This window comes from Rhodococcus sp. 21391 (assembly GCF_016772255.1).
Lineage (GTDB): Bacteria > Actinomycetota > Actinomycetes > Mycobacteriales > Mycobacteriaceae > Rhodococcus_F > Rhodococcus_F opacus.
The window spans coordinates 53863-72530 of the sequence record NZ_CP063783.1; the positions used below are offsets into that span (position 1 = coordinate 53863).

16 protein-coding genes and 7 pseudogenes are annotated in these 18668 nt (G+C 68.3%); 11 read left to right on the top strand and 12 right to left on the bottom strand.

Annotated elements, in window-relative coordinates:
- The first annotated feature begins 48 nt into the window (after positions 1-48).
- Together GO592_RS42310 and GO592_RS42315 are read left to right on the top strand one after the other, a co-directional pair.
- Positions 49-1290 (top strand): UPF0158 family protein, encoded by a 1242-nt coding sequence (locus GO592_RS42310; RefSeq protein ID WP_039950458.1) that lies wholly within the window; start codon positions 49-51, stop codon positions 1288-1290.
- 909 nt (positions 1291-2199) lie between these two features.
- Positions 2200-4074 (top strand): RNB domain-containing ribonuclease, encoded by a 1875-nt coding sequence (locus tag GO592_RS42315; RefSeq protein WP_007295851.1) that lies wholly within the window; start codon positions 2200-2202, stop codon positions 4072-4074.
- Positions 4075-4184: 110 nt separating this feature from the next.
- Here GO592_RS42315 and GO592_RS42320 read toward each other — a convergent pair whose 3' ends face one another.
- Positions 4185-4403 (bottom strand): hypothetical protein, encoded by a 219-nt coding sequence (locus tag GO592_RS42320; RefSeq protein WP_007295850.1) that lies wholly within the window; start codon positions 4401-4403, stop codon positions 4185-4187.
- Between the two features lie 618 nt (positions 4404-5021).
- Between GO592_RS42320 and GO592_RS42325 the strand changes: the two genes are divergently transcribed.
- The 3 genes from GO592_RS42325 to GO592_RS42335 all read left to right on the top strand — a co-directional run bounded on the left by GO592_RS42325 (position 5022) and on the right by GO592_RS42335 (position 7246).
- The gene (locus GO592_RS42325) at positions 5022-6011 is read left to right on the top strand and encodes an ERCC4 domain-containing protein (protein WP_007295849.1); all 990 of its coding nucleotides are present in this window, start codon (positions 5022-5024) and stop codon (positions 6009-6011) included.
- A gap of 570 nt (positions 6012-6581) precedes the next feature.
- Positions 6582-6908: a nucleotidyltransferase family protein gene (locus GO592_RS42330; RefSeq protein WP_007295848.1), complete on the top strand. Its 327-nt coding sequence runs from the start codon at positions 6582-6584 to the stop codon at positions 6906-6908.
- Positions 6905-7246 (top strand): HepT-like ribonuclease domain-containing protein, encoded by a 342-nt coding sequence (locus tag GO592_RS42335; protein WP_007295847.1) that lies wholly within the window; start codon positions 6905-6907, stop codon positions 7244-7246. The genes GO592_RS42330 and GO592_RS42335 overlap by 4 nt, the downstream gene beginning before the upstream one ends.
- 182 nt (positions 7247-7428) lie before the next feature.
- Here GO592_RS42335 and GO592_RS45550 read toward each other — a convergent pair whose 3' ends face one another.
- The 5 genes and pseudogenes from GO592_RS45550 to GO592_RS42350 form a co-directional block, all read right to left on the bottom strand.
- Positions 7429-7620, bottom strand: a complete 192-nt coding sequence (locus GO592_RS45550; RefSeq protein ID WP_039950457.1) for a hypothetical protein — start codon at positions 7618-7620, stop codon at positions 7429-7431.
- A 9-nt stretch (positions 7621-7629) separates the two neighbouring features.
- Entirely contained in the window at positions 7630-8004 is a 375-nt protein-coding gene (locus GO592_RS46185; RefSeq protein ID WP_272943263.1) for a YhjD/YihY/BrkB family envelope integrity protein, read from the bottom strand.
- A 118-nt stretch (positions 8005-8122) separates the two neighbouring features.
- Positions 8123-8566 (bottom strand): annotated as a pseudogene (locus GO592_RS46190) (hypothetical protein); the annotation flags it as partial.
- A 38-nt stretch (positions 8567-8604) separates the two neighbouring features.
- Positions 8605-9276: pseudogene (locus GO592_RS46815) on the bottom strand (TetR/AcrR family transcriptional regulator).
- A 172-nt stretch (positions 9277-9448) separates the two neighbouring features.
- The gene (locus GO592_RS42350; RefSeq protein ID WP_007295845.1) at positions 9449-9949 is read right to left on the bottom strand and encodes a MerR family transcriptional regulator; all 501 of its coding nucleotides are present in this window, start codon (positions 9947-9949) and stop codon (positions 9449-9451) included.
- 128 nt (positions 9950-10077) lie between these two features.
- Between GO592_RS42350 and GO592_RS42355 the strand changes: the two genes are divergently transcribed.
- Both GO592_RS42355 and GO592_RS42360 read left to right on the top strand, forming a co-directional pair.
- On the top strand, positions 10078-10500 hold the full coding sequence (locus GO592_RS42355) for an Hsp20/alpha crystallin family protein (protein WP_007295844.1): 423 nt from the start codon (positions 10078-10080) through the stop codon (positions 10498-10500).
- Positions 10501-10568: 68 nt separating this feature from the next.
- Positions 10569-10892, top strand: a complete 324-nt coding sequence (locus GO592_RS42360) for a hypothetical protein (protein WP_039950455.1) — start codon at positions 10569-10571, stop codon at positions 10890-10892.
- Positions 10893-11592: 700 nt separating this feature from the next.
- Here the strand turns inward: GO592_RS42360 and GO592_RS42365 are convergent.
- From GO592_RS42365 to GO592_RS42375, 3 genes and pseudogenes are all read right to left on the bottom strand, one after another.
- Positions 11593-11949, bottom strand: a complete 357-nt coding sequence (locus GO592_RS42365; RefSeq protein ID WP_050998567.1) for a helix-turn-helix domain-containing protein — start codon at positions 11947-11949, stop codon at positions 11593-11595.
- Between the two features lie 207 nt (positions 11950-12156).
- Positions 12157-12375 carry a hypothetical protein gene (locus tag GO592_RS42370; protein ID WP_039950454.1) on the bottom strand — a complete coding sequence of 73 codons (219 nt, stop codon included), beginning with the start codon at positions 12373-12375 and terminating at the stop codon, positions 12157-12159.
- A pseudogene (locus GO592_RS42375) lies at positions 12305-12687 on the bottom strand (MerR family transcriptional regulator). The gene GO592_RS42370 and the pseudogene GO592_RS42375 overlap by 71 nt, the downstream one beginning before the upstream one ends.
- A 135-nt stretch (positions 12688-12822) precedes the next feature.
- Between GO592_RS42375 and GO592_RS42380 the strand changes: the two are divergent.
- Together GO592_RS42380 and GO592_RS42385 are read left to right on the top strand one after the other, a co-directional pair.
- Positions 12823-13245: an Hsp20/alpha crystallin family protein gene (locus GO592_RS42380; RefSeq protein ID WP_007295840.1), complete on the top strand. Its 423-nt coding sequence runs from the start codon at positions 12823-12825 to the stop codon at positions 13243-13245.
- Between the two features lie 398 nt (positions 13246-13643).
- Complete coding sequence (locus tag GO592_RS42385; RefSeq protein ID WP_007295839.1) at positions 13644-13871, top strand: hypothetical protein; 228 nt, start codon at positions 13644-13646, stop codon at positions 13869-13871.
- A gap of 443 nt (positions 13872-14314) precedes the next feature.
- Here GO592_RS42385 and GO592_RS42390 read toward each other — a convergent pair.
- Positions 14315-15026: pseudogene (locus GO592_RS42390) on the bottom strand (helicase-related protein); the annotation flags it as partial.
- Positions 15026-15274, bottom strand: a pseudogene (locus GO592_RS42395) (transposase); the annotation flags it as partial. The pseudogenes GO592_RS42395 and GO592_RS42390, both read right to left, overlap by 1 nt.
- A 282-nt stretch (positions 15275-15556) precedes the next feature.
- Here GO592_RS42395 and GO592_RS42400 point away from each other — a divergent pair.
- Both GO592_RS42400 and GO592_RS42405 read left to right on the top strand, forming a co-directional pair.
- On the top strand, positions 15557-17167 hold the full coding sequence (locus GO592_RS42400; RefSeq protein WP_237737288.1) for an acetyl-CoA hydrolase/transferase family protein: 1611 nt from the start codon (positions 15557-15559) through the stop codon (positions 17165-17167).
- 169 nt (positions 17168-17336) lie between these two features.
- Positions 17337-18309, top strand: a pseudogene (locus GO592_RS42405) (IS110 family transposase); the annotation flags it as partial.
- 151 nt (positions 18310-18460) lie between these two features.
- On the opposite strand, the pseudogene GO592_RS45555 reads toward GO592_RS42405, so the two are convergent.
- A pseudogene (locus GO592_RS45555) lies at positions 18461-18667 on the bottom strand (AMP-binding protein); the annotation flags it as partial.
- Position 18668 lies beyond the last annotated feature (1 nt).

Genomic DNA, 18668 nt, shown 5'->3' on the forward strand with positions numbered 1-18668 from the left:
GTCTGCGGCTGCCGGACGGCACCGCGGCCCGCATGCCATGCTCGGGGAATGGCGAGAACGTGGTTGTCGGTGACGGTGGAGCTGCTCGGCGGGCGGGGCGAAGAATTATGGCCGTGGCCCGGGCGCATCTTCGCGGTCGGACCGTCGCACACCTTCATGGACCTCGCGAATGCCGTCAACGACGCCTTCGGCCGGTGGGACCGGGCGCACCTGTCGATGTTCACCCTTGCCGACGGACGAGTGGTCACCGACGCGGAGACCGGGGCCGAGATGGCTTCGTCGATGGGTGGGCCCATCACGGAGACGGTGGACATCGAGTCGGCCAAGGTCGTTCGGACCCTGGTACCGGCAGCGGAGTTTCAGTTCACCTTCGACCTGGGTGATGACTGGACCCACCGCTGCGTGGTCGGGAAGGAGAAGGTCGACCCCATGGAAGTGTTGGGTATCCGCCCTGAGGCCCCGATGCCGTACTGGGGCTGGGGCTGCATCCCGGACCAGTACGGGCGCCGGTGGGATGGCGACGACGGGGACAGCCGAGCACCGCGCCGACCGAGCAAGCCGCATCCGATGCTGTTGCACGCGTGGCCGGGGCTCGAGCAGGTGCCCCCGCTCGAGGTGTCGGAGCTGCGCGAAGCCATCGCGGCAGCCGATGCCGCTCGTTTTCTCGCCGCGGTGACAGGGCGTGACGGCGACGACGCGCTGCAGCAGGTTGGGGCCGGGATACCGATGGCGCTGGAACAGCGACGGGAGCAGGCCGAGCCGGTGGCGGTGTCGGTCATCAACCGGCTGACCTGGCGCGGCGGCGCGGGTGACGAGGTGCTGGCCGAGGACCTGCTCGGGTGTCTGCGTGGCGAGCCGCTGACGGGGCGGGTGGTGCCGGTCGACCTCGAGATGCTCGGTAGCGAACTGGAGGGGGATCTGGGCATGTCGACCGGTGGCTACGTCGACCTGCGCACCGGGGATGTGTATGACGAGGGCAGCACTGACCCGACGATGGTCGGGGAGGATGCCGCCGTCGACGTGGAGGAGGAGCCCGACCGTTGGCTCCGGTTCGACCGCACCGGGTCGCGGGACGGTTGGCGCGACATGGCGGCCTTCGCCGAGCGGTGCCATGATGCCGCGCTGCGGGAGCGACTGGAGCGGGCGATCGAAGGTAAGGGCGCGTTCGGTCGGTTCCGCGACCTCGTCCACCAGGAGAGCCTCGCCGACCAGTGGTATGTCTTCTCCACCGACCGTCAACTGGGTCGTGCCCGCGAGTTCCTCGCCGACGAGGGCATCCGCGTGGGCTGACGGTCGGCCCACGCGGAGGCCGCCTTTACATGACGCATCGGCCTTCGGGCGACATCGATGCCAGTGACTCACGGACGCTCAAACGACAGCGCTCCGGAGGTGGGCCGTCGCCCACCCAGTACTCGGTTCCGCGAAATCCGGGGCCGACTTCCGCCTCCGGATTACTGGAAAGGGAGGGGTCCCACCATGCCAGGGAGTTGGGGACAGCGGAATTGGGAACCAGAAGTAAAGATCCACGGAAACCACCTCCTGCGCTGTGTATCGCCCGCCGGAGGCGGATCGGTACAGCTACGCAAATCGGGGCACCCCGTACGAACGGGTTCATGCTGTCGCTCATCCGGAACCATTGGGACAGTCAACGAGTGGGACAAATATCCCGCTGAAGAAATGCCACTAAGTTGATACAGATCGCGGTGGCCATACCCTGAGACCCGAGATGAACCCGCAGGTCGTCGCATCTCGAAATGCCGTCGGCCTCAAGACCCTACAGCAGGGGCAGCGGGCTAGCGGCAAGCGCACGCACTCCCAGAGGGGCAGAGGATCCGCATGGCTACGACAAGACGGGTCGTACAGCATTTTCAGCGTTCTCGTGGGCAGGCGGATCGCGGTCGGGCGCTGGTTTCCGCGCCTCGGAACCCCCAGCTGGGAGCGTCGGGGTAGTCCTGCCCGGTCTGTCGTGCCGGCGTGCGAACACACCGGGCCGGACCGCCGTGCGCTGCCGACTCAGCCGCTCAGCCGGGGCGCACGGCACCGCCGCCGGACCGCGACCCGGGGCCGGGATGTCGATGCACGCCGGAGTCGGTGAGGCGGGGTAGATATGAAAGGGTGGTCCGTCCCTGGGTCCCGGTCCGGGTGGCGGGAAATGACGAGGGAGATGGTGTGTTGTCCGATAACACTCGACCGTTGTTGATGGTGGATCGGTCCGGGGCCCTCGACCGCGATGACGCGTTCGCCGTCACCGAGGTGGCTGACGGTTCGGGGTGGCGGCTCGAGGTGCACATCGCCGGGGTCGCCGACGTGGTGCCGGCCGGGTCCGCCGCCGACGCGACCGCGTTCCTGCGCCGCGAATCGAAGTACCTGGCCACCCGAACCGTGCCGATGCTCGGCCGCGACACCGAACGGGCAGCGACCCTCACCAGTGACGCGGACCGCGCCACGCTGCGGGTGCGCGCGGACCTGTCGGCCGACGGCACGATCTCCGACGTGGTCGTCGACCGCGGGTGGGTGCCGGCGGGCCGCTGCGTGCCGGCCGATCACGCCGAGATCGCCCGCATCCTCGCCGCCGAGACGGATCCGCTGCACGAGACGGTGCGGGCGGCGCACCGGGCCGCCCAGGTGCTGCTGGCCGCCCGGCGCCGCTCCGGTGCGTTCGCGCTCTACGACCTCACCCACGGCTGGGTCAGCACCGAGGAGGGCGGCCTGACCGCGATACCGCAGGCGCAGCGCACCGTCGGATACGTCATCGTGCAGGAGTTGATGATCGCAGCCAACGAGGCCATCGCCATGTGGTGTGTGCAAGTGGATCTTCCTGTCCTGTTCCGCAATCATCGCAGCGCGCTGACCGGGGGCACCGGCGAGGATCTGGCGGCGGAGGTTGCGGTGGCGATGACCGATCCAGTGCTGTTCGAGAAGCTGCGTTCGCGTCTGCAATCGTCGTATCGTGCCGCCACCTACGCCCCGACGGTGCACGGCCATCACGGGCTCCGGTTGGCGGCGTACACGCACGCAACGTCGCCGCTGCGCCGGGTGTCGGACCTGATCACCCAGCGGGTGATCTTCGCCCACCTCGACTCCGCTCCGGCCCCGTACACGAGCGAGCAACTCGGCAATCTCGCCGCCGATATCAACCGGCGGATCGCCGCGGATCGGGAAGAGAAGGCAGCGCACTTCAAGGCACGCGATCGGAAGGTGACCGCGCAGGTCGTTGCCGCCGGCGAACTCGAGGGTCTCGACTCGAAGCGATGGGCGAAGGTACTCACGGCCGCAACAGCACGTGACCCGATCGGTGACGTGGTCAGCGAGCTGCGCCGCCGCGTGCAGACCGACGACGTGACGGTGACCACGATCGTGACGTTGCTCGAAGCCGGGGAGAATTGGGCGCCGATCCGACGCGAGGTCTTCGACTGGGCGTCGCAGACGCATCCGGAGTTCGGGCCGAGTGTGGTGTCGATGTGGCTGCAGGCGCATCCCGACCTGCCCCGGCCCGAGATCGACGGCGATCACCGCGGGCCCTCGCACACACCGGTGTTCGCGGCCCGATTCCGGGCCGGACAGGTGCGCGGGCCGTGGGCCACCGCGGGCAGTAAGAAACGCGCCGAGCAGGACGCGGCATGGGGGTGGGTCCGGGCCGCGGCGGCGGGGGAGAGCCACCCCGACACCGAATCCCCGCTGACAGACCCGGAACCCTCCGCCGCACCGGGCGATACCGCGGCGGCACCCTCGACCGAACCCGGCGAGGTCGCGGCGGCGAGCCGGAACCGCGCGGTACCGCCGCCGAACGCGCCGCGGGCATCGGAGGTGGTGGCGAAGAAGCGGGCGCGGGCCCGGAAGAACCCGATCGCGTGGGTGCTCAGCCACGCCCAACACCACGGGCACCCATCCCCGCGGTGGGAGATCACGGTCGACGGGCCACCGCATGCCCCGGAGTTCACCTGCGAGGTTCGATATCTCGACAACGTGGCGACAGGACGCGGGAACACGAAGACCCTCGCGAAAGCCCGTGCCGCCGAGCACCTTGTCGACGCGCTGCTCGACGAGACCACCGCGGCTCGACTCGGCACCTGACAACCGATCCGGTGACACCCGATTGCCCGGCGATGCCCGGCGGTGGCCCACGCGGCAACCGGAACCGACGCCCCTCCTTTTGACAGCTGCAGGCAACTGTGGTGCCCCGGTTACTCGATGAGGGTGACCGCCGCTCCGGGAGTGATGAACAGGTGATGCCAGGCGCCGTCGTGGCTCAGCGACATCGCCACCCCGTGCGCCTGGCCGTCGACGAGTTTCTGAAGCAGCTCCCGGGTGGCGTCGAACCTGGTTTGGCTGACGGTGTAGGTGCCCGTTGTAGACGCCGGCCATGGTGTCGCCCTCCCTCGGCGTTGATGGTGGGCTCTCACTGTAGGACTCGGTTGTGGTGCTCCTCCCGTTGTGCGGGTGTCACCGCTATGGCGGGCATCGGCGTGCGCGTGTCGGCCTCCCGCCCAGGGGGTTGGTGTCGTCGTCGGGGCGTGTGGTGATTCCGCGGGGCGTGCCAGCCGATGCGAACGCACACGGGCCGACGCGGAACATCGCCCGAGTCGCCCCGGTGACCGTGGGTGCTGCCACTCCTGCACTGCTGCACCCGCGGCCATTGCCGGGTGGTCTCCCTCGTCGGGCCGTCGCCGATTCGACCTCCCGTGGCGTACGCAGACTCCTCGGCTCCCCGCCGCCGCCAGGGTCCATCACCGCAGGCGGGCCGGAACATGATTTCGCCCGAACTCGGCCATGGTGTGGGGAGTGGGGGAGTGGGCGGAAAATTGCTGGTCACCAGGATGATCGTCACCCTCCGAGGGTGGGGAGTGGGGCGGAAGCGGGGTGCCTGACTGGGTGTGAAAGACACTCGACCGGGAGATCTCGCCGCGGGGAATCGTGTCCGCCGATCGTGGGGATGCGCGCCGCACCGCGCCCCGGAGGACGGGGACACTCCGGGCGGAGTTGGCCGGGGAAATTCGTATTCCGGCCGTTATCCTGACCGCATGCCCGATGACCTCCTCATCGCCCGCAACCCGGAGGAGGGCTCGTCCCTGCCGTATCTGGTCCGGGTGCCGCTCGGCGCGGACGGGATCGTGGTCAAGGCCCGGTCACCGTGGCCGCGGGAGGCGAAGGTGTACTGCCACCGCGCCGACGGCTGGCCCGACGACGCGCAGATCCTCGACCGGCTGCCGGTGCGCTCGTGCACCCGCCGCGGCGCGGCGATCGACCTGGTCCTGACCCGGGCCCGGGAGAACCGGTCCCAACTGGTGCTGACCCGGGCCCGCGGACGGGAAATGATCTTCTGGCAGTCGCCCCGCACCGCGAAACAGGCCCGCCCCGCGGTGAACGTCCCGGCGGCGCGGGCGCACGGCCGGGTACTCGAGATCGTCGTCGACACCGCGGAGAAGTACCCGTACACCTTCGGCAAGCAGCAGGCCAGCACCGTCCGCCGCCGGCTCCCCGCGGGCGACTACGCGGTGCAACTCGGGCCGGATGTCGTCGCGGCGGTGGAACGTAAGACGGTCGAGGACCTGGCCGCGAGCCTGCTGTCCGGGCGGATGACCTACGCGATCGCGGAGCTGGCCACACTGCCCCGCGCGGCGGTGGTGGTCGAGGACCGCTACCGCCGACTGTTCCAACTCGAGCACGTCCGCGGCGCCGCCGTCGCCGAGGCCCTCGCGGAGCTGCAGGCCCGGTTCCCCACCGTGCCGGTGACGTTCTGCGAGACACGGCAGCTGGCGCAGGAATGGACCTACCGGTGGCTCGGGGCCTGCCTGCACGAACTCGACACCGCGCACACCACCGCCGGGCTCGAAACCACGTTCGCTCCCGCCGGGCCCCTCGACGAAATTGGTGGGGTGATCGGCGCGGACGGTGCTCGGCCGCGGCCGGCGGTGGTGCGCGCGTGGGCACGGGCACAGGGCCTCACGGTCTCGGACAAGGGACGAATCCCGGCCGAGGTGACCGCCGCGTTCCTCGCCACCGACCGGTAGGGTCGTTCGGCCCACAGTAATGATCGCGCAACCGCCCTGGACGATCGCAGCAGCCGCCGGCAACTGGGGTGCTTCGCGGTGGTCGCGGCGCGGATTGCGGCGGCACGGACGGTCGCCAGCTTGTCGTCTGGTAAGGAGCCGTTCGCAGAACAGCCTCCGCCCCTGGCAAGCGAGCGATGCACGCACGGTTCCCGGCAGGGCATCCACTCGCTGCAAGTTCCGAAGGGATTGTGCTGATCGGGCCAGGCCAGAACGGGAATGCGTCGGGAAGGTCACCGTCTCCGGCGCCCACTTGCGCCTGATGGTTGAGCTGGTGGCGAGGATGCCGGTGTGAGGGTTCGGAACGAGGACATGCCGCAACACCCCGTCGGCCGGCAGTGAGCGGCGAGGAGGTAGACGATCGTGAGCAATGTTGTGCTGCTCGCCCTGACCGTGTTCGTCGGGTGAGTCGTTTCGGGGCGTATGCCTTGATCACACCCGACGCCGTACTTCGGACGTTCGTTGACCGCGCAGGTCTGAGGGGTGAAAGGTACCGTGGGAAAGAACACGCCGTCTCGGAAGGACATCGAAATGGCTGCACCGGCCCGCTCTCCCGACAGTGACCATCTCCGTGCGGTCCTGGCCGCGCGTCGCGCCGAGGTGCGACGGACGCTCGCCAAGTACGGTGCGTTCGACGCCAAGCTATTCGGGTCCGTAGCCCGCGGCGACGCCGGACCGAACAGTGACATCGACCTGATGGTCAGCATCGAGGCGCCGGAGTACGAGCAGGTTGTGTCGATGTTGGGTCTGGCTGACGAGCTATCCGAGCTGCTCGGAGCGAAAGTGGACGTGGTTGCCCGGGGTGTCGCCAAGGACGTGGTTTCCGAGACCGCCGTGGCCGATATGATCGACGTGTGAGCAGGGGGGACCACGATCGGTGTCGGGACATCCTGGACGCCATCGCCGCAGTGGAGCGATATCAGTCAAAGCTCTCGGGTTGCGACGGCGACATGGCCTACGACGCTATTGTCCGGCAACTGGAGATCATCGGTGAAGCCGCGAAGGCGCTCGAACCTGATCTGAAGGCGAAGGCGCCGGAGATCGAGTGGCACAAGATCGCAGGGTTCCGAAACATCGCGGCGCACGAGTATTTTCGTGTGGATCGGGAGATCGTCGAAGGTGTCATCGACAACTATCTGCCGCCGCTGCGCGTGGCGGTCGAACGCATCGCCCCCGGGCCGAGGTCGACCCGGTGAATGGCGCACCCCGGTCGCGGCAGCCGTTCGGTTCGGTGAGAATTGTTGAGGTGCAACCTATTCCATACCAAAGGTGGCGATTACCGCGCGGCGTGGTCCTCGAGGAGTCACTTGTAGCCGACGAGTGAGGAAGTCTGCGTCGCCAAACCGGCAGGTAGCCCGCCTCGGGTACGCCGTGGGCGTCATTGCTCCGGCGGTCCGGGGCGGCTGGGTCTGTTGGGGGCGGGTGTCGTCTGGTCGGTTTCGTCGAGCGGTTGGCGGTCGGCCTCCGGGGTGAAGGTGACGTCGACGGTCTCCTCGGGCCGTCGTTCCTCCATCTTCGCCAGCAGCACCATCGCGGTTTTGTCCTGCGGGGTGAACGGGGGTTGGGTCATCGACCGGGGTCAGAGCCGGTAGCGGAGAACGACGTTGATCTCGGCGGCGAGCAGGGTCAGCCGGGCACCGAGGTACAGCCAGGACAGCAGGCCGAGGACGATGGCGAAGAATCCGTACACGTCGGTGGAGTGGCTGATGGTGTACCGGACGAACCAGTCCCCGAGGCGTTGCAGGATCTCCCAGAACGCGGTGGCGACCACCGCCCCGACGGCCACGTCCCGCACCCGCACGGTCGCCGAGGTCAGCACCGTGAAGGACACGAGGAAGACGAGAAAGTTGACCCCTGCAGCAATAACCGAGGTCCAGGCGGCGGACAGGGGGCCGAAGCGGGGTGCGAATCCGATCAGGGTGGTCGAGACCAGGATCCCGATCCCGAGCAGCACCAGGATCGTCAGTCCCCGGATCCGGCGGCCGACGAACCCGGGCCAGTCCTTTGAACGGCACGTTCCACACCGTGTTCATCGCGTTCTGCGCGGCCTGACCGATTCCCTGGGCGCCGTAGAGGGCGCCGAGCACACCAAGGACCAGGGCCCAGCCGTTGCCGCGCAGCGGGTGGGTGGAGCTGCGGAGTTGGGTGCCGAGGATGGGGAAGTCGGCCAGGGCGGAGTTGATCATGCGTTGTTCGAGTTCCGGGTGTCCGGCGAGGACGAATCCGAGGATCGTGGAGAACAACAGCAGGAGGGGGAAGACGGCGAACAGCCCGTAGAAGGCGATGATGGTGGCCTTGCCGCCGGCCTGGTCGTTGCCGAACTTCTGCACCACCGCGAAGGGCACGGCGAGGATCGCGTGGCGTTGCTGGAAGCGGTCGATCCGGCGGACCGCGGTCTCCGCCCGATTCATCGGTCCGCCCCCTTCGACCGTGCTGGGTTGCCCTGCTTCCATTGTCCGCGTCAGAGGGGCGACCGGTTCGGGGATGGTGCCAATAGATATGGGCGCGCCGGTCATCCGAGTTGGCGATGCCGCCGTGGCCTGCTAGGCAGCGCTCAATGCTGGAGAGGCCGGCTCGGAGCATCGGAGGTGGCGTCGATCGCGTTCCGGGTGATCAAGGCGGTGCGCTCGTCGAGTCCGGTGATCAGCGCGTCGGTGTTGCGGTCGACCAGCCACCGCAGCACCAGCCCGTCCAACCCGGCCAGGGCGGAGCGGGCGACCACGCCGACCGGGACGCGCCAGCTGGTGCCGGTCCGCTCCGCGCACCGGTGGAGGAACTCGGCCGCCTCGGTGTCCATGGTGCGGTACTGGCGGTCGGCGATCTGCCCGCCGGGACCGTCCCCGAGGTCGCGACGGCGCAGCGCCGTGGTGGTGATCTCGTAGGTGAGTAGTTACCGTCCGGCGGTGGATTCGAGGATCGGGACCAGGGCCCCGATCCCGGTGCGCAGCACCCGGCGCAGTCCGGTGACCCCGGTCAGGGCAGGGGCGCCGGCGATCTGTCCGAACGCCAGCCGCAGCCCGTCGCTGATCTGGGTGATCAGGGCGTCGGCCATCGCGGCGAGGAGCTCGTCCCTGTCGGCGAATCGGTGGTGCAGCAGCCCGAGTGACACGCCGGCGGCCTCGGCCACCGCACGCAGCGACACGTCCCCGATGCCGCGGTCCTCGGCGACGGACAGCGCCGCCTCGAGCAGCTGGGTGCGGCGGGCATCTGCGGAAAGCCGGGGCATCCGAGCATGTAAGGCCCATAGGAGGTCCCGAGGGCCCTCCATCGTGTGTCGTGCATGGACTCTCCCGTCGCGGTGCGGCTGTTCTCGGTGTGCCTCGACCGACCGCGACCGATCACGGCGTCGCTGAAGGACAGTCCCGGGGGTTGCGCTCGACGCGGCGTGCCCGGTGCTGTCAGCGGTGGTCGCCTGCGCCGGCACCGGGGGTACGGGTTGCATTGTCCGGCAGGCGGGGGCGCTGCCCGGTGGCCGATCGCCGCCGGGTCGGTGCGGGCCGGTCCTGGTCGGCGTCGTCTGCGGGGGCACGGGAGACACCCGTGTGGTCTGTGCTGGTCTCCGGATCCTTTCCGGCGCGTAGTTGCGCGTTGTCCGCTGCCAGGCGGCGGTTGTCGCGTTCGAGTTCGTCGGTGCGGGTCTCGAGGTCGAGGACCCGGCCGATCCCGACCAGGTTGACGCCGGCGTCGATGAGTTCGGCGATGCGCCGCAGCCGGGCCAGGTCGTAGTCGCTGTAGCGGCGGGTGCCGCCGCTGGTGCGGCCCGGGGTGACCAGACCGTAGTCCTCGTACAACCGCAGCGCCGCCATCCCGAACCCGGACAGCTCGGCAGCCACCGAAATGCCGTACACCCCGCGCAGCGACGGTGATTCGGGGCCGTACCGGCCGGATCTTTCGGGCATTCTGTGCTCCGATCGGGAATTTTCTCGCACACCCTCTTGTCATTGTCTACGACAGATGCTATACCGAACCTACAGCATCTGCTGGAGTTTACCTGGTGGAATGAAGAGGGTTTCAGGAGGTGGACATGATGTTGATGCGTACGGATCCGTTCCGCGACCTCGACCGGCTGACGCAGCAGATCCTCGGGACCGCGGCTCGTCCGGCGGTGATGCCGATGGACGCCTGGCGCGAGGAGGACCGGTTCGTGGTGGAGTTCGATCTGCCCGGCGTGAACGCCGACTCGCTGGATCTGGACGTCGACAAGAACACGCTGACGGTGCGCGCCGAACGGTCCGCACTCGATGAGAACCGGGAGATGGTCGCCGCGGAGCGTCCGCGTGGGGTGTTCAGCCGGCAACTGTTCCTCGGGGAGAATCTCGATGCGGACAAGATCGAGGCGAACTACGACGCCGGGGTGCTGCGGCTGACGATCCCGGTCGCGGAGAAGGCCAAGCCCCGCAAGATCGAGATCAGCAGTCGGCATTCGGAGAAGAAGGCGGTCAACGCCTGAGCCGAGGCCGACGATGACCGTCGACACTCGATGCGAGGCCGACAAGGCTCGGGAGGGGGTGAACAGCGATGACATTGGCGAACATGGTCACCGAGGTGAACGCCACGGTGATTCCGGGGCGCCCCGATCGCGAGGTGGTGTGGCCGTGGCACGAGCTCGACTACGCCCTGCTCGAGGCCGATTCGGACCGCATCCTCGCCGACGCGCTCACGCCGCAGGCCGTGGTCCTGCTCGCCCGTGTGGCCACCGCACCGGCCGGCCGGTCGCGCCCATCTTCTCCCGCATCGGTGTCGTGGACGGTGTCCGCGCCCCCGGCCCCGGAGATCCGGGCCACTCAGCGCTCACCTCCGCGAACCGGGAAACCCAGTCCCGAGAGCGCATCTCATACGTAGCGTGGAAAGGGGTGATGAATCAGAACGACGAGCGCACATTTGTGGACCGGGTTCGTCCGCGGCCGCCTTTGTTACCTGTCATCCCTCGTATGCGGCGCGGCGAACCCCGGGCACACCGCCCGTCCGCCGCCGACCCATGATGAGTCAGCAACGGCGTCGACCGCATCCGTCACCCCGGCCTGCCGGGTGAGGGATCGTCCGGGGCGCACCACCGACCCGGCAGCGGCCGAACCCGAGGCCGAGCCTCGGCGACCGCCGCGGACTCAGGCCCAGCACGCCACCCCCACCCGCATCCATGTCGTCGTGCGCGGCACCCCACCGCCGCGGCGCCCACCCGCGACCGGATTATGGGTCGGCCCGGTGCGATGGCACCGCTGACGCGTGCTGCACACGCTTCCTCCGGTGGCCGGTGGCGGCTGCGCCGGCCACCGGTGTCTGCGCATGAATCCCGATGGTCCTGACGTCCCGCCGGCCCCTCCCACCAGGTCGTGGACTCCGGCATTCCCTCTCCGGCTCCCGGGGTCCCTCCTCATCGCCCGGGCGGACGTCCCGTCGTGCTCGCGGTGGAAGACGGGAGCAATCACGGGATTGTTGGTGAGAGAGTGACGAATACGTCGATGGGGCCCGGTTCCGGGACGCCGGCGTTTGCGTTGCCGCCCGCGAACACCGGCCGTGGCAGTGCACGCTCGGCCACGGCTACTCAGCGTGGGGCGGGGCCGACCTGACCCGGCTTTGGGGGGCGGTTCTGCCGGAGTTCGGTGTTGATGCGTCGGGCTTCGGCGAGTTGGTCTTCGAGGATGATGCGGCACGCGGCCTCGAGCGGCGTGCCGTGGTCGATCAGTTCGCGGGCGCGGGCGGCGAGCCGGAGCTGGTAGCGGGAGTAGCGGCGGTGACCGCCCGCGGAGCGGCCGGGGGTGAGCAGCTTCGCGGCGTCGAGGCTGCGCAGGAATGCCTGTGTCACGCCGAGGATCTCGGCGGCGTGACCCATGCTGTAGGCCGGGTAGTCCTCGTCGTCGAACTTCCCGGCCGGGCCGTGATCGGGGGAATATTCCGGAATGGGGTGACCCTCTCACGGACGGGGCCCCCGGCGCCGTGGGGCACCGGGGGCCGGATCGGTTTTCACTTCCCTGTTCACTGCACTTCTTTTACTCCCGCACTTCCTCCGGCGGTCGGCCCTCGTGCTGCCCGGCCGCCGACCGGAAAGTGCCGGGGCCCTCCACACTCACAACCCTCGCCCCGGCAACCCGCCCCAACCGTCGACGCCTCAGGAAGTGTCGTCGCTGTCGTCGTGGTCGTCGTCCGGGAGTGGGATGATCACCGCCTGGTCGAGCTGGTCGGCGTCGTCGGCATCCCAGGCCGGGGGTGTCGTGAACGGGAAGAGGCCGACCGACGGGTCGGCGTCGTCGTCGTTGTCATCGTCGACGGGAGTGTTCTGCTCGATCCGATCGGCGTCCGGGACGCCGGGTGGGTGTGGCTCGGTCATGGCGGGAGGTCCTTTCCGCTCGGAGGGTGGCGTTGTCGGCGGCGAGGGCGGTGTTGGCGTCCTCGAGCTCGAGGACGCGGGCGATGCCGGCCAGATTGACCCCGGCCCGACGAGCGCGGTGATCCGCCGGAGCCGGATCAGGTCGTCGTCGCTGTAGCGGCGGGTCCCGCCCGCGGTGCGGAATGGGGTGAGCAGCCCGAAACGCTCGTAGAGCCGAAGCGACTGGATGGCCACCCCGGACAGCTCGGCGGCCACCGTGATGCCGTACACCCCCCGCCCGGAACGCGGGGCAGGCTCCGGTTCACGCGACATCTGCTTCTCCCCAGCGTTTTTCGAAGATTGCCTCTTGCCTCACGATACGCGGACTGCCATCATTTATCTATGGCAGTTGGCATAGATATCCTGCCGAAGATTCTGGACAAGGAAGGCTTCTCGGAGGTGGACACGATGTTGATGCGTACGGATCCGTTCCGCGACCTCGACCGGTTGACCCAGCAGCTGATCGGTACCGCGTCGCGTCCGACGGTGATGCCCCTCGATGCCTGGCGGGAGGGGGAGACGTTCGTCGTCGAGCTCGACCTGCCCGGGGTCGATACCGATTCGCTGGATCTCGACGTCGAGCGCAACGTGCTCACCGTCCACGCCGAACGGGCGACGTTGGACCCGAACCGGGAGATGGTCTCGGCGGAGCGGCCCCGGGGCGTGTTCAGCCGGCAGCTGATCCTCGGCGACAATCTCGACACCGACAACATCGAGGCGAACTACGAGGCCGGGGTGCTGCGGCTGACGATCCCGGTCGCGGAGAAGGCGAAGGCCCGCAAGGTCGAGATCAGCAGCAGCGCGAACGGGAAGAAGGCCCTCCACTCCTGAGATCCGGCGGCTTCCGCGACGGCGCTGACGCGCCGGCAATCGGCGCACGGCGGCACCGGGGATCGCAGGGACTGCCGGGCGGGATCTGTCCGGCACCAGCCCGGGCGTCGCCGCGCCGCCCCTGTGCGGTCCATGTGGGGGTCGGCGGCGCCCCTCCCGGCGGCTCCGGGTGCCACACCGGCGGCCGGAGCCGCCGCCCATTGCGTGGGTCAATGGGGAGGTTCGATCGATCACCCACCCCACCAACACAGCACCGCCGCAGGGCAGTGCGGGGCCGCCGGGCGCGGCACCGTCGGCCGCACCCGTGGGGCACATGGCACGCCCGCACGCTGGGTGAGGCCACACGGTCGGGTGGTACCACACCCACCGGAACTCCGCGCGAGTTCGAGAGGACGAGCATGACAACGGCACCTTCCCCGGACCGGATGGTGGAATTCGCGTTGCGGTGGTCGGCCCACGGCGGCGGCCCCGCACACGAGATCGAACTCCGCTTCGGGATGAGTACCGCCGAGTACTGTCGCCGACTCACCGATCACCTCGACGGCAATCCACCGGCACCGCTGCGGCCGGAGGTCGTCGAAACAATGAAAGACGTTGCCCGCAAACGGCTCTGGCTCTGCACCTGAACCCCATCACAACGCGGCGGCGTGGCGTCGTCGGTGCGTTCGTCGGGTACCCGTCCCACGACCACGGGCCTCCGCTTTCCCGGACCGCCCCGGCCCGGTGGCGGCGGAATTCCGACCTCACCGGGCGCACTGCCGGGGGTGCAGATTCGGTGGCACAGAATCCGGGGGCAGGCGCAGAATCCTGACCGGAACCGGGAAGGAATCCGGCACCGCGAGATCGAGCCGCCGGAGCTCGGTGATCGCCTCGTCGACCCGATCGGCGCACCGGGCCGGCCCGGGTCTAGGGGGCTATGCGCAGTGCGCTGGCCTTCGCGCTCGGCCTGCATGCCCACGTCGTCGACCTCGACGATTTTCCTACCGAACCGGACCAGGACGATTGGGAACGGCGCATCGTCGACCTTTCCGGTGATGGTGCTTGCTTCGACATAGCAGAGCCGCCTTCAGTCGATGTGCGTCACCTTCCACGACCGGCCGCCGAACAGCAGCACGCGCGGGCCTTCGACCGCTTCGGTGAGCAGGGAGGCCGCCTCCACCGACCCGATCTTGTTACGGCCGGCGAGCACGGTGAATTCGGGTGCTGCGGTGAAGACTGCCAGTAGTTCCATGAAAATGGCGCCGGCCGAAGTGCTTCTCGGCCTCGATTCCGCAGAACGCGCTTCCCGCGTCCTGCGCGAGGAAGCCTTCGGTCAGCATGTGTTCCATGATTTGTGGGGCGGTCTGATCGAAGCGCGGCAGCGACCCCACCCGTTTACCAGTCCGCCAGCGGCACCCGGCGGGTCTGCAACGCTGCGGCAAGGATCTGTCGATGTGCCGCGGCTCCGGTGTCGCTACGACGGGCTCGACCCATCCGGGCGACCGCATTGCAGCATGCCGAGGGCGTCGAGTACCGCGTCCTCGATGATGCACAGGAACAGGCAGTTGCGGCTGGTTCCCGGGCGGCGTCCCGTGGGGCCGAGACGCTGTAGAAACGACGAGACGGTGGGGTGCGTTGATTTGGATGACGCGGTCGAGGTCGCCGACGTCGATTCCCAGCTTGAGGGTCGAGGTGGCGACGATGACGCAGTCTCGGGCCTCGGTGAAGGCATGCTCGCATTCACGTCGCTCGGAGGCGGACAGTGACGAGTGCGAGACGAAGGTGGTGATCGTCATGCAGCGTCGAGGCCGAGGTAAGACGTGCTTCGTTCCACTCGTCGTATTGCTCGACAAGGACGGCGCCGACGAGCCGGATCAGGGCGGGGCGGTCGGGGAAGATTCCGACGACGTCGTGCGCGCCGGACTTCCTCGTTCAACCGATCGTGGGTTTGGCTCCAGATCTGTTTTCGACTCTGCTTGGGGAACGCGGTGAACGCGAGCGGGTTCGCTCGCGCGGAATCGAGATGGTCGGCGCCCTGGGGTGGCTTCTCCGCCGAACAAGCGGATTCGGGCACGGCCGGTGGGTAGCGGACGACGAGTTGGAGGGTGACCCCGGCTGACGGACCGCTGTGGGGAGGCCAGGAATCGAGACCTGTCGGCGTCATGATCGCCGGGCCCTCTCACCCGGGAAGCTCGGGGGAGTGAGCAGGATCACTCTTCGAGGCGCATTCGGGCGCGACTCGACGGGCGACCTCACGGGGCCGACGAGCGGCGGCCCGGCCGCGATGAACGGTCGAGGACGGCGGGCAGTGGCGAACACCGAATGTGATCCGGTGAACATCACGACCTTTCGGGGTGTTCACGTCACGTCGCCCACTCCTACACTGGCCGCCGTGAGCCTCCAGATCAGTGATTCCGCGTCCCCGGTGCAGTCGAGCCGGATTCGTCACTCGGCGTTTCAGCAGAAGGTGACGTCGGCGGAGGAAGCGGTGAAGGCCATCGGTCCGGGTGACACCGTCGCTGTCAGCGGTTTCGCCAGTGCCGGGACACCCAAGGCGGTCATCCCGGCCTTGGCTGACCGGATTCACGCCGCCCGGGCGGCTGGCGCGAATTTCACCATCGACCTGCTGACCGGGGCGTCCGTGTCGACGGAGACCGAGAGGATGCTCGCCGAGATCGACGGAATCGCCCTGCGGATGCCCTACCAGGCGGAATCCACGGCACGGCAGAAGATCAACCAGGGGCGCATGGATTACGTCGACATCCACCTCTCGCACGTGGCCCAGCAGGTGTGGGAGGGCTACTACGGTGTGGTGAACGTCGCGGTCGTCGAGGTCTCCGGCATCACCGAGACCGGTGAGCTGATCCCCTCCGCGTCGGTCGGAAACAACAAGACCTGGCTCGACGTCGCGGAAAAAGTCATTCTCGAGGTCAACTCGTGGGTCCCGGACGCCATGGATGGTATCCACGACATCTACTACGGCACAGCTCTGCCCCCGCACCGCCGACCGATCGAACTCACCGGCGTGGAGGACCGCATCGGGCAACCGCATTACCGGGTGGACCCGGCCAAGGTTGTTGCGGTGGTGGAGACGAACGCCCCCGACAGTGCGAGCGCGCTGACCGCTCCGGATGTGGTCAGTGAGGCGATCGCGGCCCACGTGCTGGACTTCTTCGACCACGAGGTGAAGTGTGGCCGACTCCCGGAGAACACCCTGCTGCCACTGCAGGCGGGCATCGGAAACGTGGCCAATGCCGTACTCGGGGGACTCGATCGCGGCCCGTATCGGGGTTTGACCTGCTATTCCGAGGTCATCCAGGACGGGATGCTGCACTTGATCAAGCACGGCACCGTCCGGTTCGCGTCGGCTACCGCGCTGGCACTCTCGGAGGCCGGGATCGAGGAGTTGACCTCCAACATCGACTTCTACCGGCAGCACATCCGGCTCCGTCCGCAGGAAATCAGCAACCACCCCGAGGTGGTCCGCCGATTGGGAATCATCGCGATGAACGGGATGCTGGAGGCCGACATCTACGGGAACGTCAATTCGACCCACGTGATGGGCACCAAAATCATGAACGGCATCGGCGGATCCGGGGACTTCGCGCGCAACGGGTACCTGTCGATGTTCCTCAGCCCGTCCACGGCGAAGAACGGAGCGATCTCGTCGATCGTCCCGATGACCCCGCACGTCGACCACACCGAGCACGACACCCAGGTATTGGTCACCGAGCAGGGCCTCGCCGACTTGCGGGGGTTGTCGCCGCGTCGACGGGCACGGGTGATCATCGAGCGCTGCGCGCATCCGGAATTCCGGCCGCTGCTCACCGACTACGTCGAGCGGGCGACGGCCACTGCGGGAGCCGGCCAGACGCCGCACCTGCTTGGGGAGGCGTTCTCGTTCCACCAGCGGTACCTGGAGTCCGGCTCGATGCGACTCTAGACGGTCACCTTCCCGCCCGACCGTCGGGCGGTGGACCCTGCGGGGACTCGTCCGGGAAGGCCAGCCGACGCGATCTGAGACCTGGTGGGCCCGATGGTCGAGGAGATGCGAATATCACTGACGCAGGGTATGTGGACGCCCTGGGTTGTCGATCGGCCCGTCCACCTAGCGACATTCGGTGGCCCGCAAGAAGTCGGACAAAATCGACGCGCTGACGCTGGCTAACATACTGCGGACCGACGCACATGCTCATCGGCGGCTACCGGGCGATAGCGACCTCGCGCGGGCGATCGCGGTGCTCGCCCGCGCTGCTCAGGATGCAATCTGGCGGCGCACCAGGGCCACTCAAGAACTACGAGCCTTATTGCGTGAGTACTACCCGGGCTTTCTCGACGCCTTCGGGGACGGTGTGCACACCAACCTCGCCACCGTGGAAGCTAGAGCGATTCTGTCGGTGGCGCCGACGCTAGAGCAGGGCGCGAGGTTGACCAAGAGCCGTATCCTTGCGGTGTTGCGTCGGGCGGGGCGGCAGCGGCGCCTCGATGACGCCGCGGCTCGAATCCAGGACGCGCTGCGCCGCCGGCAACTGCGCCAGCCACCCTTGGTGGAGCAGGCGATGGGGCGCCAGGCTCGCGCCCTCGTCGCGACGCTGGACGCCGAGTGCAAGAACGCGCAGGAACTCAATGAGGCTGCGTCCGAATCATTTCGGCAGCCCCCTGGCCATGCGGTCATCACAAGCTTTCCGGGACTGGCCGACGTCACCGGTGCCCGGGTGCTGGCCGAGATCGGCGACGACCGCGACCGCTTTGCCGACGCACGTGGGCTGAAGGCATTTGCTGGGTCGGCACCGGTCACGCGCGCATCGGGGCGCAGTATCGCAGTCACTCACCGCCACGTGAAATACAACCGGCTCGCCGCGGTCGGGGTTGTCTGGGCATTCGTCGCCGCCGGCCGAGGAAGGTGCAGCCCGCGCGTACTACCTTGCCCGGCGCGAACATGGTGATCGCCACGCGGCTGCACTCCGGCATCTGTTCAACCGTACGCTCGGTCAGCTCGATCAGTGCCTGCAAACCGATCAGAAGTACGACGCGATCAAAGCATTTCCCTGTCACGGAACAACGTCAGAGCCTGCCGCCGCTTGACCCGATAACAAGATCGGAGGTCTATCAGCGGTCCGTCGACGCCACCACACCCGGCGACACCACCCCCCGGATCATGCGTGAGACAGGGGCAAGGAGTCATACCGGGTCTGGCGACCGTAGCCCTTCTGTGAAGGACCGTAAATAAGGTAACGGGCTTGTCGAGCACGAGGTAGCCGGAGCCGCCGGCGCCGAGTTCGTTGGCGTCGTCGTCGACGATCTTCGCGGAGATGCCGGGCAGGGGTGCCATCGCCGACCCGGGCTTGGTGGCGGTGATCCCGGGAAGCGGGGAGATCATGATCGCGCCGGTCTCGGTCTGCCACCAGGTGTCGACGATCGGGCCCGTGTTCCCGCCGCTCACT